This window comes from Mesorhizobium loti (genome assembly GCA_014189435.1).
GTDB lineage: Bacteria > Pseudomonadota > Alphaproteobacteria > Rhizobiales > Rhizobiaceae > Mesorhizobium > Mesorhizobium loti_G.
Genome location: CP050295.1, coordinates 13,435 through 28,784, shown reverse-complemented (window position 1 = coordinate 28,784; position 15,350 = coordinate 13,435). Strand labels below are relative to the sequence as shown.

Annotated in this window: 13 protein-coding genes and 1 pseudogene; 10 read left to right on the top strand and 4 right to left on the bottom strand. The window is 60.4% G+C overall.

Annotated elements, in window-relative coordinates; genetic code table 11:
- Positions 1-122: 122 nt before the first annotated feature.
- Both HB777_37125 and HB777_37120 read right to left on the bottom strand, forming a co-directional pair.
- A complete protein-coding gene (locus HB777_37125; GenBank protein ID QND69349.1) occupies positions 123-1,340 on the bottom strand; it encodes an MFS transporter in 1,218 nt (405 codons plus the stop codon).
- The gene (locus tag HB777_37120; GenBank protein ID QND69326.1) at positions 1,337-1,555 is read right to left on the bottom strand and encodes a hypothetical protein; all 219 of its coding nucleotides are present in this window, start codon (positions 1,553-1,555) and stop codon (positions 1,337-1,339) included. The genes HB777_37125 and HB777_37120 overlap by 4 nt, the downstream gene beginning before the upstream one ends.
- Before the next feature lie 496 nt (positions 1,556-2,051).
- Here HB777_37120 and HB777_37115 point away from each other — a divergent pair, with 496 nt between their 5' ends.
- From HB777_37115 to HB777_37070, 10 genes and pseudogenes are all read left to right on the top strand, one after another.
- Positions 2,052-2,312: a hypothetical protein gene (locus HB777_37115; protein QND69736.1), complete on the top strand. Its 261-nt coding sequence runs from the start codon at positions 2,052-2,054 to the stop codon at positions 2,310-2,312.
- Between the two features lie 11 nt (positions 2,313-2,323).
- Positions 2,324-2,884 carry a type II toxin-antitoxin system VapC family toxin gene (locus HB777_37110; GenBank protein QND69348.1) on the top strand — a complete coding sequence of 187 codons (561 nt, stop codon included), beginning with the start codon at positions 2,324-2,326 and terminating at the stop codon, positions 2,882-2,884.
- Between the two features lie 532 nt (positions 2,885-3,416).
- Positions 3,417-4,760, top strand: a complete 1,344-nt coding sequence (locus HB777_37105; GenBank protein QND69347.1) for an IS1380 family transposase — start codon at positions 3,417-3,419, stop codon at positions 4,758-4,760.
- A gap of 652 nt (positions 4,761-5,412) precedes the next feature.
- Positions 5,413-6,630, top strand: a complete 1,218-nt coding sequence (locus tag HB777_37100; GenBank protein ID QND69346.1) for a cytochrome P450 — start codon at positions 5,413-5,415, stop codon at positions 6,628-6,630.
- Between the two features lie 43 nt (positions 6,631-6,673).
- Complete coding sequence (locus HB777_37095) at positions 6,674-6,919, top strand: ferredoxin (GenBank protein ID QND69345.1); 246 nt, start codon at positions 6,674-6,676, stop codon at positions 6,917-6,919.
- Positions 6,920-7,086: 167 nt separating this feature from the next.
- The gene (locus tag HB777_37090; protein QND69344.1) at positions 7,087-7,692 is read left to right on the top strand and encodes a nuclear transport factor 2 family protein; all 606 of its coding nucleotides are present in this window, start codon (positions 7,087-7,089) and stop codon (positions 7,690-7,692) included.
- Between the two features lie 304 nt (positions 7,693-7,996).
- The gene (locus HB777_37085; protein QND69343.1) at positions 7,997-9,595 is read left to right on the top strand and encodes an SDR family oxidoreductase; all 1,599 of its coding nucleotides are present in this window, start codon (positions 7,997-7,999) and stop codon (positions 9,593-9,595) included.
- 316 nt (positions 9,596-9,911) lie between these two features.
- Entirely contained in the window at positions 9,912-10,964 is a 1,053-nt protein-coding gene (locus HB777_37080; GenBank protein ID QND69342.1) for an LLM class flavin-dependent oxidoreductase, read from the top strand.
- Between the two features lie 297 nt (positions 10,965-11,261).
- Positions 11,262-11,558 (top strand): annotated as a pseudogene (fdxB, locus tag HB777_37075) (ferredoxin III, nif-specific).
- 21 nt (positions 11,559-11,579) lie between these two features.
- The gene (locus HB777_37070; protein QND69735.1) at positions 11,580-12,200 is read left to right on the top strand and encodes a nitrogen fixation protein NifQ; all 621 of its coding nucleotides are present in this window, start codon (positions 11,580-11,582) and stop codon (positions 12,198-12,200) included.
- A gap of 21 nt (positions 12,201-12,221) precedes the next feature.
- Here the strand turns inward: HB777_37070 and rpoN are convergent, their stop codons facing one another.
- Together rpoN and HB777_37060 are read right to left on the bottom strand one after the other, a co-directional pair.
- On the bottom strand, positions 12,222-13,685 hold the full coding sequence (rpoN, locus tag HB777_37065; protein QND69341.1) for an RNA polymerase factor sigma-54: 1,464 nt from the start codon (positions 13,683-13,685) through the stop codon (positions 12,222-12,224).
- Positions 13,686-13,758: 73 nt separating this feature from the next.
- Positions 13,759-14,292, bottom strand: coding sequence for a peroxiredoxin (locus HB777_37060; GenBank protein QND69340.1), 534 nt, complete (start codon positions 14,290-14,292; stop codon positions 13,759-13,761).
- Positions 14,293-15,350 lie beyond the last annotated feature (1,058 nt).

Genomic DNA, 15,350 nt, shown 5'->3' with positions numbered 1-15,350 from the left:
CGCTGGCGCTTGTCCATGCCCGATCTGAAGCCGACGTTGAAGTGACAGTAGCCGCGATCCAGGCGGCTGATGCGATTGCATCTCTCAGCGCGCTGAGCTGAAGGCATTGCCTGTCGGGCGGTCTAGGTTGCGCGCTTCGGGCCAAGCAGGAAAACTGTGAGGGCGGCGAGGAACGTGGCAACCGCGCTGTAGGCAAAGACACTGTGAACGCCGGCATATTTCACCAGTAGTCCGCCGAAAATCGCGCCGGCCGCGATGGCCACTTGGAACGTTGCGGCCATCAGCACACCAGCGCTTTCGGCCTGCCCGGGAACGGCGCGCAGCACCATCCACGTCTGTAATCCCACCGGCACCGCACCGAAGGCAAAGCTCCATACGGCAATTGCTACCACCGAGGCGGAGGCCGATGCTCCCACCATCAGCAGCGAGGTAGCGGCTATTGATATGAGCAAGGGTGGCAGGGCCGCGACTGCCTTGAGGCTATGTTTGGCCAGGAATGCGCCGGTTAAATTCCCGAAGAAGCCGCCTATGCCGGAAGCGAGCAATACCAGCGGGATTGTCTTGCTATCGAGCGCGGGAATCCTCTCAAGGAAGGCGCGGATGTAGGTGAAGCTGGCGAAGTGCCCAGAAGCGACCAGCAGGACGACCAAAAGCGCCATCTTGATCATCGGCTTATTGGCCAAATCCAGCAAACTGCGGAATCCAGCTATTTCCACCGGAGGCAGCATCGGGATCGTTACGAATTGCACCAGCAGTGTAACGGCATTAACGACTGCCGCGATCGTGAAGGCGGCTCGCCATCCCCAGATGTCGCCGACATAGGCGCCCATTGGAGGCGCGCAAACAATAGCGACGGAAACGCCGGTGAGGATGATTGACATGGCACGCGGCAGGAGGTGATTTGGAACGAGCCGCATTGCCACCGATGCCGAAATCGACCAGAAGCCTCCGAGCGCGATGCCGAGCACGACGCGCGCCGCCAGGAAAACCGGCAGCGACCACGCGACTTCCGCTAGAACGTTGGACAGGATCTGCAGCAGCGTCATCGCCCACAGTACGATCCTGCGGTCCAGGCGCTTTGTGATGATGGCCATCGTCGGCGCCGAGATCGCCCCAGCAATCGCGGTCGCTGTCATCGTCTGTCCAGCCGCACCCTCGGTGATACCGAGATCGTGCGCGAGCAGCGTCAGCACGCTGGCCGGCAGAAACTCTGCCGTCACCAGCCCGAAGGTGCCCAAGGCAAGCGAAATGACCGCACCCCATGCGGGACGCGACCGTTCATGTGGCTTTTTTGGGTCGTGCGGAACAGCCTCCAGGAAGCCTGTCGCGGATTCGGTCATCGATAAGCTCGCCAGTTTGGATGCTGCAAAATGGATTGGCTGCGTTGACGCATTAAAGCCAGAAGCGCCGCTGTTCCCGGCGTTTCACGGAAGATGTTCATCGCTGCCGGACATGTTTTGATAGTGCCGCGTGCAATATCGGTGCCGGCTTCTCTGAGCTGGACGAGGGTGTCATTGTCGGAAGGCACCCCATCGGGCGATTCTATGGCGACCATCACCTTCGGTCTCGGGCCGGCCATGCGCAAAGCAGCTAGCGAGGACGGAAGTCTGAAGGAAACGATGTCCCGCGGCGGGAACGGGGGGCACGCTCTCCTCAGCGCTCCTACAGAGCTTCGCGTCTCGGCCATGGTTCTGCTTGTAGCTTTCTTCGTGCCATGATGGGCTTTAACGATGAGAGCAAGCGCCATACCGTTTTACTTGGAGGCACCCGATCGATTTTTTGCAGCCTTAGCTGGAGCCCTTCGCCGAGACCGAGCACGCCGCACATTTGCCGGAACGAATGACTGCTCAGTAATCTGAGCGAGCTTCCGAGTGACAAAGCAGCTCCCACTTGTTATGTTCGACAAAACACACGCCTTGGCTAACAGCATCGGAGATGGCGATATGACGAAGACGCTGGGAATGCGGTCGTTATCGACTGCTCCGCAACAGCGCCTCGTTGCGAAAAAGAAGCGCAAGCGGAGTCTGATCCGTAAGGACGCCAACAAGGACATGCCGGGCGAGCAGAAGTTTGTCGTTCGGCAGACGCTTCGTGCTGCCATTCGCAAAGGCCTGATCGGCTCTAAAGACGAGCGGATCACAGCACGTTTGAGCCATGCCCTCATTGAGCAGGCTAAGCGCCAGACGGGCATTAAGGGTGACACCGAGCTGCTTGAATTCGCTCTTGCGAATGTCGCGCTCGAGGACAATTTCCCCGCGACCATGGACAAGCTTGCGGGAACCATCGATCCAGACATCAAGCTCGGCTTCTGATTGAGGTTTGAGTGTCAGAATTTGATGTTGAAGCAGCCCTTCGCTCGCTTCGTGGCTTTCCAACCAAAACACTTGCTCGCCGACCTGATGATCAGCTGCCCTTCGTGAACGAGGGCGAGCTCGGCGGGCAAGCGCTATTGCTCGACACCTGTGTGTACATCGACAGGCTCCAAGGCAAAGCGCCTGCGTTGGTGAAGCAGATTATGGACGGTCGGCACAACAACCATTCAGCCATCTGCATCCAGGAGTTGGCCCACACGCTTGGTGTCCTGAAGCCCGACGATCCCCGCACCGGGGGCGTGCATAAGGCTGTGTCCGAGGTAATCCGATCCATGCCCGGACACCGGATCCTAACGCCCGATGCCGACGTCCTCGGCCGCGCTGCTGTTCTGAACGGCGTGCTCTGTCGCCTGCAGGGCTACCAGGATGACCAGAAGCTGCGCTGCCTGCATGACTGCACTCTGTATCTGCAGGCATCGAAATCGGGGCTTGTCCTGTTGACTCGGAACATCGCCGACTACGACTTCTGCCGACAACTCATTCCTGGGGGCAAAGTGCTTTTCTACAGGTAGCGCCACTCTCAATAGGAGGAAGGTTTATTCTTTGACACCGACATGCCTATCAAAACAATCTGCACGTCGGGAAGCACGTCTTAGACAGCACCAAAATCGGTCGGTGGCGACGGTTCAGACATGCCGCAGCTGTTCCGCACGGCTGCGTCAAGCCTCCGTCCGCCACCCTCGGAGACGTTGAAAATAGTCACTCGCTATCAACGGGTTGAATAATGATCGGTGGCTTTTGCTACCTCATGCCGCACATTCGCTTGGTCACCCGGACCGAGCAATGGTGCTGTATGGTTAGGCTAAATCTGCACTTCCGCACCGGCTCGGGAAAGAGGTAAGCCGTTCCGGACGGGCCGGCCGATGCATTGTCGCACACTGGCTGGCACTGTGTGTCGACCGCGTAAGGAGCGCTGTCTCTAGCCCGTCTTATGCACGACGTTGCGTCTGAGAGGTTGGCGGATGTAGCCTAAGCGATTGATTTAGCGTAGGATTCGGTTGTCTAAGCCAACCCTGCCACCGCCTCTCGCGAGCCACACCCGCCATGACCGATGATACGTTGCTGCCGCTCTCATTTCCAGCCGTTGGACGCAAGAAGATCACAGCTGCGTTTGACGGCGGACGCATCACCTCGGATGGTGGCGTCATGCTTTTGGCAGCGGCCGAGCGACGCCTGCAACTGGCCGACAGGCTGGCCGCCGCGATCCACGATCCGCGCGATCCAGCGCGGGTGACGCACGCCATGGCCGACATTGTGCGCGCCCGCATCTTTGCGATCGCATGCGGCTACGAGGATGCCAACGATCTCGACCGGCTGCGCACCGACCCGGCCTTCAAGCTCGCCTGCGGGCGGCTGCCCGACAGCGGGATTGATCTGTGCTCGCAGCCGACATGCTCGCGCCTCGAGAACCTGCCCGACCTGCGCACCGTCATCCGGCTCGGCTGGGTGCTGGTCGATCTGTGGCTGTCGAGCTATGCCGCGCCGCCCAAAAGCGTCACGCTCGACATCGACGACACGGTGGATGTCGTTCACGGCCATCAGCAGCTCTCGCTGTTCAACGCCCATTACGACGAGCGTTGCTTCCTGCCGATCCACATCTACGACGCCGCGACAGGACGCCCGGTCGCCATGATCCTGCGTCCTGGCAGGACCCCGGCGGGCAAGGAGATCCGCGGCCATCTGCGCCGGCTTGTCCGGCGCATCCGCGCCCGCTGGCCGACCACCCGCATTCTGATCCGCGGCGATGGCCACTATGGCCGGGCGCAAGTCATGGCATGGTGCGAGGACAATGCGGTCGACTACCTCTTCGGATTGCCCGGCAACAAGGTTCTCCAGCGTCTCGTTGATGAAGCCGCCGACGATATCCGCACCCGCCGCGCGCTCGAGCAGAAGCCGGTGCTGCGCGGCTATGCCGAGACCCGATACAAGGCGAAATCCTGGAGGACGGAACGCCGCGCCTGCGCCCGCATCGAGGCAACCACCCTCGGCCTCGACATCCGCTTCGTCGTCACCAATCTCGACAAAGGCTCCGCCGAGCATGTCTACGATGTGATCTACTGCGCCCGCGGCCAGGCCGAAAACCTGATCAAGATGCACAAGAGCCAGCTCGCCTCCGACCGCACCAGCTGCCGCTCACCGATTGCCAACCAGGTCCGTCTCGTCCTGCACACCGCCGCATACTGGTTGATGCTCACCCTGCGCGAGGCAGTGCCCACGACCCATCATCTGTGCAACGCCGAGTTCTCTACACTGCGGCTCAGGCTTCTCAAGCTCGGCGCCCGCGTCACCGAAACCGTCTCGCGCATCCGTCTGGCCTTCGCCGCCGCCTGTCCCGAAGCAAGTCTGTTCCGAACGATCGCCATCACGCTGCAGCCCGCAGGGCCATGAGCGCCGGGGCATCAAAGCCCCACCGAACCCGATACCTTGACCCTCCAGCGCGTTCCAAAGTCCAGTCTCAGCTGCGGTGAAAAAGACGCCTCACACCTTCATGACCGAACGCCAAGCGGCAAGGAACCAGGCCGCTCGTGAATAGGACGGGCTAGATCCAGCGCGTTCTTGCGTGCGCAGTCACGGCGGTCTGCGAATACACGCTGTGGCAGCATCCACGACGCGCACTGTTGCTATACCCGCTCTGTCGAGGGGGCTTTGACATCCTCCAGCTCTCAGCAAGCGCGCCACTCGGGAAGTGGAGAGGACCAAATTCGGCTCGGGTCGCGGCGTTCGCATGCTTGAGGGTCCTTTCATTTGCTCCTTCGTGTGTCCGAAGCTGAACAAGAATGTCGCCATCCGACCAAAAGGCCGCCAAGACCGGGCCACCGGTTCGGGCCAACTGGTGCAACGCAAACGGTGCGCTAATCGGCACGCAACTTGCCCCGACAAGTTTAGTCAGGGGACGTCAGCACTGCTTGATGGAGTTCAGCGGTGACGGCCAATCTTTACGGCGCCTGAGCCAGGACGTGCCGAACGCTGGCAATCGACGTGTGACCAGCCGTGGGATCCCGATCGAGCGCCAGCACGCCTGACATTGAGGAGAAGCCAAATGGCGATTAACTGGGTTCCAGATCACATCCCGCCCGAAATGGTGAGGGACTTCAGCCTGTTTAAGTCGCCAGGCATGCTGCCGGCGCCCAACGGGGACCCGCACGCAGCGGTCGCTTGCGTCCATGCCGGGCCGCCGATCTTCTATTCTCCCTACAACACGCGCGATGGCCGCGGCACCTGGGTCATCACTCGCGCCAGCGACCAGCGCCGGGTGCTGCAGGACGCTGAAACCTTTTCGAGCCATCGCAGCATCTTCGCATCCGCGCTGGGCGAAAACTGGCCGATGATCCCGCTCGAACTTGACCCACCGGCCCATGGCGTTTTTCGCTCACTGCTCAATCCGCTGCTTTCGCCAAAGCGGGCCATGGTATTGGAGCCGGCTATCCGCGAGCGAGCGGTCACGCTGATCGATAGGATTGCCGCAGCGGGCACAAGCTGCGACGTCATGAAGGAGTTCGCCTTTCCTTTCACGGTCAACATCTTCCTTCGCTTTCTAGGGTTGCCGGATCACCGGCTCGATACATTTGTCGGCTGGGCGAAAGATCTCATCCACGGCGACCATCTGAAACGACCGGCCGCTGCCCAGACAATTGTTGCCTTTATCGACGAACTTGCGACCAAGCGCCGTAAGGACCCGGTCGACGATTTTATGACCTTCATCCTGCAGGCACAGGTTGAGGGCCGCCAGCTAAGCGACGTGGAAGTCCGTGGCATCGGCGTGCTTGTGTTCGTCGCGGGGCTCGACACGGTGGCAGCTGCCATAGGCTTTGACTTGGCGTATCTCGCCCGCAACCTCAAAGATCAGGAACTGCTGCGGAGCGAACCGGACCGGATCGCGCTCGCAGTTGAAGAATTGCTGCGCGCCTATCCGACCGTTCAGATGATCCGAGTGGCAACCAAGGACATCGACTTCGAAGGAGTGCCGATCCGTAAGGGGGATTACGTTTCCTGCGCCACGATGATTGCCAATCGTGACCCGGCAGAATTCGAATGCCCCAACACGATCGATCTGGCGCGAGAGAACAACCGCCACGCCGCCTTTGGCTATGGTCCCCACCGCTGTCTTGGCTCACACCTTGCCCGGCGAGAGATTGTCATTGGCCTGGAGGAGTGGCTGGCGCGCATTCCGGCCTTCCGGATCAAGAAAGGTACGGCACCCATCACCTCTGGCGGCCATGTATTCGGGATCAAAAATCTGATCCTGCACTGGTCCTGATGAAGCCCAGCCCCGAGCGGGCACGGAAATTGAAGGAAGCGGTATGCGCATCATCGTCCATAAACACAAATGCCAGGGTCACGCGCGATGCTCGGCGCAAGCGCCCGATATCTTCAAGCTCGATGACGAGGGCTACATCCTGCCTGGTGACATTGAGGTTGCGGAGGGGAAGCACCTACTTGCGTCACGAGGCACGCGATCTTGCCCCGAACGTGCACTGGAACTCGACGCTACACCCGCTGCGCGGGCTGAATCGGATGTCATTCAACCGAGAGGCCGGCGGGTTTGATTGCGGGTCGACCAAGTGGCCGAACACTGGAAAGAACGGCATGCGGCGCGCCGCCGTCCTGGGCCAACGGTGCAGGGGCATCTCCGGAAACGAGGTGCTCTCATGGTGTGAAAAAACTTGGGCGGCTTAGCGAACCTCTTCCGATCACAGCATTTGCGACAAAGACGATGGACCAGGGAAAAATTACCGAACTACTCGACCGTGAAGCGATCCGCGACTGCCTCTATCGGTACTGCCGCGGGATAGATCGCGCGGACGAGGCGGCGTTGCGCAGCGCGTACTGGCTCGATGCGCATGACAATCACGGCGCCTATTGCGGCTCGGCAGAGGGCTTCATCCGGTTTGCGCTCGGGGTCTTCCAGACCGGGCCTCGCAACATCCATCAGATCACGAACATCCTGATCGAATTCATCAGCCCGACAGAAGCCGCGGTCGAGAGCTATTTCACCGCGCTGCAACGCGGACCGGACAAACACGGAGAAGTACGCCAGACGCTCCTCTGCGGGCGCTACTGCGATCTGTTTCAGAAAAGGGAAGGGGAGTGGCGGATTGCCGAACGGACGGTGGTCTACGATTGGCTCGAGGAGCAGATCCCAGCAGCGATCCCTGAGGCAGAACGGTTCGGGTCGCGGCAGCCTATCGGCGCACCTCATCCGGATGACCCAGTCTACGCGCTTGAGAAGCATCGCATCCTCCTCGCCATCAGGCCTGCAGAGGTTCCGAACAGAGACAAAAGCTATGATGATTTTGCAATGGCACAGCGATCCCGGTGAGAGCCTGCCCTGTCCCGTAGGGGCGTGACCGCAACAGCGGTCTGCTCTGTCGCTGATAAATTTGCTGACGCAAGAACGGGACTCTGTTGCGCGGCAGTCTCCGACCCCCAAGCTCAGACCGGAGGACCGGTTCGCAGAGGCAAGTGGCTTACATGGATCCAGATCGGCTCTCATCAAAGGGTCCGTCGCCAGCTTCGCCGGCCAACTGGCCATCACCAGGACGTGCTGCTTTGCCGCAACGGATCATTTGGCCGCCCAATATTGATGGGGTGACATCGCTGAGGCTCGGCGCGGAGAAGTTCTTATGAAGCGGGAAGGACGCATCGTCATCATTACAGGCGCCGCGGGCGGGATCGGCCGGGCCCTGGTCGATATCCTTGCTGGGGGTGGAGACACTGTTGTTGCGGTGGACCTTCCGGGCAGCGGCGTGGTTGAACTGGCCCGTGGCCTCGGCGACCCGCATCTTGGCCTCGAATGCGACGTCTCGCGAGACGTGGAAGTCCTCGCCCTTTATGGCCGGGTCGAAGCGCAGTTCGCTCAGATCGACGTTCTCATCAACAACGCGGCCATCGGACCGACCATGACTGCGACTGTCGACACGGCAGCCGATGCCTTCCGGCGCGGCTTGGCAGTAAACCTGATTGGGCCGTTTGTCATGGCCCGCGAAGCGGCGAGGCGGATGAAGCTGGACGGCGCCATCGTCAACGTCGCTTCGCTGGCGGGGATGGTCGGCAGTCCCAGGCGCAATGCCTACGCAGCCTCGAAAGCGGGCCTGATCTCGTTGACGAAGTCGCTTGCATGCGAATGGGCTTCGCGCGGCATACGCGTGACGGCGGTTGCGCCAGGCTATGTGCGCACGCCGATGGTCGCAGAACTGGAACGCGCGGGTAAAATGGACCTTGCGGCGGTACGCCGCCGCGTGCCGATGGGGCGCATGGCGCGGCCCGACGAGATCGCCCGGGCCGTGCGTTTTCTGACCAGAGTTGAGGCGCGCTACATCACCGGATCGGTGCTGGTGGTCGACGGCGGCTGGACGTCATTCAACCAGCCGGGGGACGCGCACCCGGCGGTGGAAGGGACGCCCAGAGCCGAGCTCTCTTCTGAGAGCGAACGAACCGATGCGCGAATCGTGCTCGTCACGGGTGGCGCGAACGGCATAGGCGCCGCCATAGTTCGCCGTTTTGCAGCGACCGGCGATACCGTCGTGATTGCTGATAAAGATCGCGCTGCCGCTACTGTACTCGCTGGATCGCTCGGCGGAAAGAACCTGGCGAAATTCGTGGATGTGGCCATCGAGAGCGAGGTGGTGGCGCTGTTCGAGGAGATGAGGGGACGCTTCGGGCGCATCGACATCCTCGTCAACGGTGCTGCTATTGCCGACACCTTTGTGGCGGGCATCGAACAAATGCCGGCAGAAATCGACCAGGTCCTGGATGTCAATCTCACCGGCGCCTTCACTTGCGCGCGTGAGGCGGCCAAAGCGATGCGCCCCGGCGGCGTGATCCTCAATCTCGGATCGATCAACAGCTTTCTGCCCTTTGCGCCGCGCCATGCCTACGGCGCCTCGAAAGCGGGGATGGACATGCTGACCCGATGCATGGCGGCCGAACTCGGGCCGATCGGCATTCGGACAGCCACCGTCGCTCCCGGTTACATCCGCACGCCTGCACTTGCTCAGTTGAAGGCCGGCCGCATCGACTCAACAGCGATCGCACGACGAATTCCGATGGGCATGATGGGACGGCCGGAAGACGTCGCAGACGCGGCGTTTTTCCTCGCTTCGTCTGACGCCTCATACATCAACGGCTCGATCCTCTATGTGGACGGCGGCTGGACCTCGTTCGGCGATGCGGGAAACGCCAGCGAATTCTATGACGAATATTTTGCGGAGGACGCTGGTTGATTATCGCCATTCGCCATTCGCCAGGCGACGGCTGCGGCTCGTCGAAGCCGACGACATCCAAGGCTTCAAGCTCCGCCCGCGCCGCGCCCGCAGCGCTGTCTAGGATCGAAGATTTTCGGCGGCGACGAACACGTCCCCATCGCGGTCGAAGCAGTTCCAACCGCTCGCGGGCGCGCGTGCAACCGCAGAATGCGAGCGGTTTGCCGCAAGACTATGCCGCCGCCAAGCATCGGATCCACACCGTGGCCAAGGCCTTCTGCGCGCATGCCGATCGCATCCCCTGATCTACCAATTCCCTCTGGAGACATGAAAGACCATGGAATTCGCAACCTTCATCCTGGCCGCCCAGCGCGGCTATCATCAATCCTCCGACAGCGTCATCCGCAACTCAATCGAACAAGCCGTTCTTTCGGAGCAGGCTGGCTTCAACACCGCCTGGTTCGCCGAGCACCACTTCAACAATTACAGCCTTGTTCCGTCGCCCTTGATGATGGTGGCGCACTGCGCCGGCCTGACAAGCACCATTCGCCTCGGCACTGCCGTCTGCGTGTTGCCGCTCTATCACCCGCAGCGACTGCTTTCCGAGATCGGCTTCGCCGACGTCGTGGCGAACGGCCGTCTCGAGCTCGGAGTCGGCGTGGGATACCAGCAATTCGAGTTCGAACGCTTCGGCGTCAACATCGATGAGGCGCCGGCCATCTTTTCGGAATATCTGGACATCCTTCTGAAGGGCCTCAACCAAAATATCTTCGAGCACGATGGCCGGTATGAGAAGATACCCCCGACGGCGATTTCGGTGCCCACCGTCCAGAAGCCGACCCCGCCGATCTGGATCGCCGGCGGTCCCCTGCGCATGAGCCGGGCCTATCGCGAGGGACACAATTTCTTTGTCACAGCATTCCACAACGGCTTAGAGACTTTGAGCACGCTGCGCGAATCGATCGAGGAGGCGGCGGCTTCCGAAGGTAAGAATGTCACGGACGCCAGGATATCGCTGCTGCGTTGCTGCTATGCCAGCGACGACCAGGCAGAGATAAACAGCTATCTCGACAATGCCCGCTTCCAGCGCCGGCTGTCTGAAGCACTGCATCAGCGCCGCCAGCAGAGCCTGGACGGCTATTTGCTGCAGGAAACGCCGACGCAGCAGGATCTGTCATTGGAGACTATGCGCGAGAACCTGCCGATCGGCAGCGTGAATCGCGTGATTGATCGCCTACTGGAAGAGATGGATATCCTGAAACCGGACCAGATCGCAATTCAGACCCAATTGGGGGATTTCGACCAAAAGACAATGCTGCGCCAGATCGAGCTCTGGGGAGACAAGATCATCCCGGCGGTCAACAAGTCCCTCCCTGAGGCGAGGGTTTGAAATCCGCAACGGCTTGAGCTTCCACCTCATCTGCTTGTCGTCTCGAAAGGGCAGAAGCGCGCGGACAAGGTAGGACGGAATCTCCAGGTCGCTTGTCGCGATGGGGTTGGGGGTAACCTATGTCGAGGATCAGTCAAACCAGTGCCTTGCCAGGCTATCCATCGCTGTGGCTCTGGTCTGCGGCCCGGAAGCGGTGTCACTATGCCGCTCGCATAGTGAGGATGCAGCTTCCGCATGTCCGCGGTACCCCGGGCGCTCAGCAGCTGCAAGAAAGCTCCATGCATTGGGGAACTCCCGATGAGCGCTTTCGTCACCCGCGACGCCTCCAGATGGGTGCCGCGATATCTGACCACTCTCGACGGCACGACCTGCATCGGCTTCGGCCGCTGCTTCAAGGTCTGCTCGCGCGCGCGGTGCACCTCCATAGCGTCGATCAGCGAGTGAATCCTCGGCGCCGGCGAGGGCGAACACCTCGACGCCGAGCTCAACCGCATGATCATGCTCGTCGACCAGGCCGGCCGCTGCATTGGCTGCGGAGCCCGCATTTACCCAAAGAACTGCCAGACGCATGTTGCGGCCGACAAGGTCGCGGCAGACGACCAGGAGAACGGCACCATGTTCGCTCATCACTATGGTTGGCTCTGCGCCCGCCAATGGCCGCGGATCGAGTTGAAGAGGGGGTTCGATCAGCATGTGCTTGCCTGTGTGCTTTCGTGTGCGCTCGAGGAGGTCGAGGCCGGCGAGGCGACGGCGACGGAGTCGACCGGCCTTTCGCGCGCAGAGCTGCGCGACGTGCTGACCCACAGTTTCCCCGCTACCGCGATAAACGCCTTCGCCTTGGACGAGCTATGCGACCCCAAGCCGGAAATGGAAGAAGAACTTCTGCACAGCCTGCTGCTGGCGCATGCCCGGCCGGGCGATCCGGCGAGCGCCTGCTTCGCTAAGATCGTCGCCCGGCGTGCCATGCGCAACAACCATCTCTGGCAGGATCTTGGCCTTCTCAATCGGGCCGAGCTCAGCCGCCTGCTTGCCACGCATTTTCCGACCTTGGCAGCCGGCAACACCCAAAACATGAAATGGAAGAAGTACTTCTACCGCAAACTCTGCGAGGCCGAAGGTTTTTCGCTATGCACCGCGCCCACTTGCCGGGAATGCAATGATTTCGAAAGCTGCTTCGGCCCCGAGCAAGGCGAAAGCCGCCTCGCACACATCAAGAACGGGATCGCTTTGGATTAAGCGCCGCTTTCGTCAGCGCTGCTAGGCCGCGGAGCCTTGATCGCCCTCTAGCCACAAGCGCTTTTCCCGTCGCCGTTGCACAGAGGAGGGGATGTTCATCGCTTCGCGATATTTTGTGACGGTGCGGCGTGCAACATCGATGCCGGTTTCTTTGAGCCGGACAGCGATATCATCGTCGGAAAGCACGTCAGCAAGCGATTCTCCGGCGATTATCGCTTTGATCCGATGGCGCACAGCTTCGGCGGAGTGCGCGTCGCCCCCTTCGCAGGAGGCGATCGCGACAGTGAAAAAGTACTTCAGCTCGAAAACACCGCGTGGGGTAAGCATGTACTTGTTGGATGTCACCCGGCTTACCGTCGACTCGTGCACGTTGATCGCTTCAGCGACAGTCCTGAGATTGAGAGGCTTCAGGTGGGAGACGCCATGTTCCAAAAAGGCCTCCTGCTGGCGCACGATTTCAGTCGCAACCTTAAGAATCGTGTTGGCGCGCTGATCGAGGCTGCGGATTAACCAGTTCGCGTTTTGCAAGCATTCGTGGAGAAATGCTTGATCTTTCGAATTTTGGACGGCCGCGCGCGAGACTTCGGCGAAGTAGGTATGGTTGATCAGCAGCTTGGGTAGCGTGTTCGGATCAAGTTCGATTTGCCACCCACCGCCAGGCGAGGGCATGACCCAGACTTCAGGCATGACGCATTCCGGCCCTCCGGTGTGGAACTGATTTCCAGGCTTGGGGTCGAGAGCACGGATTTCATGCAACATGTCGAGAAGGTCTTCTTCATCGACGCCGCAATGCTGCTTCAATGCCTGAAAATCGCGTCGCGCAAGCATCTCAAGGTTGGCAACCAACGCTGCCATCGCCGGGTCGAACCGGTCTCGTTGGCGCAACTGGATCTCAAGGCATTCGCTGAGAGTTCGCGCAAAAAGTCCCGGTGGATCAAAGTGCTGCAAGATTCCGAGCACCCGTTCCACATCGTCCGCCCGGACGTTTAGGCTGCTGGCCAGTTCCACAAGGCTTACCTGAAGATAGCCAGTATCTTCCAGGTGAGCGGCAAGCTGGCCAGCAATCAGCCTCTCCTGCGATGTGAACGCAGTGAGGGCGATCTGACGCGCGACGTGGTCGTGCAATGTTTCGGCGGAGACGGAAAAATTGTCGACTGCATTGCCCGCGCCCGGCGGGGCGTTGGCTGTGTTGCCGGTCGATTTCGATTGCATGAACCTTTCCGGGGCCTCGGCACTGGTCGGCTTGTCAAAGTCCTTTTCACGTGCGCCGATGTCGGGATCCTCTCCCGGAATCGACCAATCATCTCCAGACGGCCCTTCCTCGCTTGGCGCCAACTCCAAAAGCGGGTTCTTTGCGATTTCCTGCCCCACGTACTGATGCAGCTCGGTATGCGCCAGTTGCAGCAATCGGATCGACTCAATCAGTTGAGGCGACGCAATCATAGATTGCTTCTGACGCTGAAGCAGGCTTGCTGAGGATTGCATGGTGGGCGCGACTCCTGTCGAGCGTGGCTCTGGCGGTGGCCAATGGGATCTGCGAGGCTTTGACGCCGCTAGGTCATGCGGCAGCCTTGAGGGTTTCAAGAACGTTCTGCGGGGATGATACGCCATAGGGGTCGGCCTCGCAGTTGTCGGAGAAACCATCCTCCTCAAACCACTGCTCCACCACGCCATTGTTGATAAGGGCGGCGTAGCGCCAAGAGCGCATACCGAAGCCGAGATTGTCCTTGGCAACCAGCATGCCCATTTTGCGCGTAAACTCGCCCGATCCATCCGGGATGAGCCGCACCTTCTGCAGGCCCAAGGATTTCCCCCACGCATTCATGACGAAGGCATCGTTGACGGAAAGGCAGTAGATGGCTTCAATTCCCTCCTTCTCAAACTCGTCATAGAGGGCTTCGAATTTGGGCAGTTGGTAGGTCGAGCAGGTCGGCGTGAAGGCGCCAGGTAGCGAGAACAGGATGACGCGCTTGCCGGCAAAGTAGTCGTCGGATGTCTTTTCTTCCCAGCGATATGGATTGGGCCCCTGAACTGACTCATCGCGCACACGCGTGAGAAAGGTGACGAAGGGAACCCTCTTGTGGACCGTCATCAGCTTGCTCCTTTAAATGAAAACTTGTGCACGCCTTCTGGGCGTGCCGACATTTTTCGGCCTCGGCGCCCCAGGCACGAGATAAGGCCTTGCGGTTCCCGACCCGCTTTGATTCTTGTGGGATGGGAGCATCTTGGCTTCTGGTCTTCATCACCCGAACGACGTCGACATAGGTGATCTTGGTGGCATCGGGCGGCGCCGACAGCCTTTTGCGGCGATCGCCTGAAGGGGACATCGACGACCCGCTGCTCGTCATCGAGGAAACAGGCGTGGTGATCAGAAGGGGCAGTTTCGAAATAGGGCTGTGACGCGCCAACTGTTGGGTTGCGAGAGAGCCCCGATTTCGGAGTACCGAAGGTGGTTGGCAGTGACGCGCCGACGTCAGCTTGGGCATCCCTTTTTGGGAGTTCTTTGACACTCACACATTGATCAGGACCGGCCAGCAATTGGGGGAGCGCCATGAATTGGCGCGTCGGTCCCAGAACAGCCATGCGCAAGACAGCTACCGAGCACGGAGGTCTGGAAATACGTCGATGTATAGCCGGAATGGGCATAGTATCCTCAGGCGCTTGCATGCAGCTTCGCGTGTAGGCCATGTTCGTTCGTGGCTTTCATATGTGCTGGATGCGTTCTAGGGACTACATCGCAAGCGCCATGCCATTTGACTTGAAGCAGGGGTTCACTGCTTCGCAGGCAACCGTTCGGCGCGAGCAGGAGCGGGGCGCGCCTTTAGTCGCTTACTCGCCCCTCAGCAAAGGTACTGAGCTCGACCAGGTCACCGTATCAGCGTTCCCTGGATCGAAGTGGTATCGATCGGCTATGTCGTAAAGCTCGGAAATCCGCGGGCTCGCAAGACAGGCAGTTTGCGGTGGGCGTCCAATCACACCCCGAAGGTCGCACTACGGGCGCGTACTGTCAGGCGGTCACAACTTCCGCTCTGGCTCAGGTGGCTGCCGCGTTCGTTCAGGGCAGGTCGGTCCGTTTGCGCGACTGAGGTGGGGTGAGGTGAGGTATCCACCAGCAAACCATGTTGTGTCTGAGACTGCACGAGAATGTCG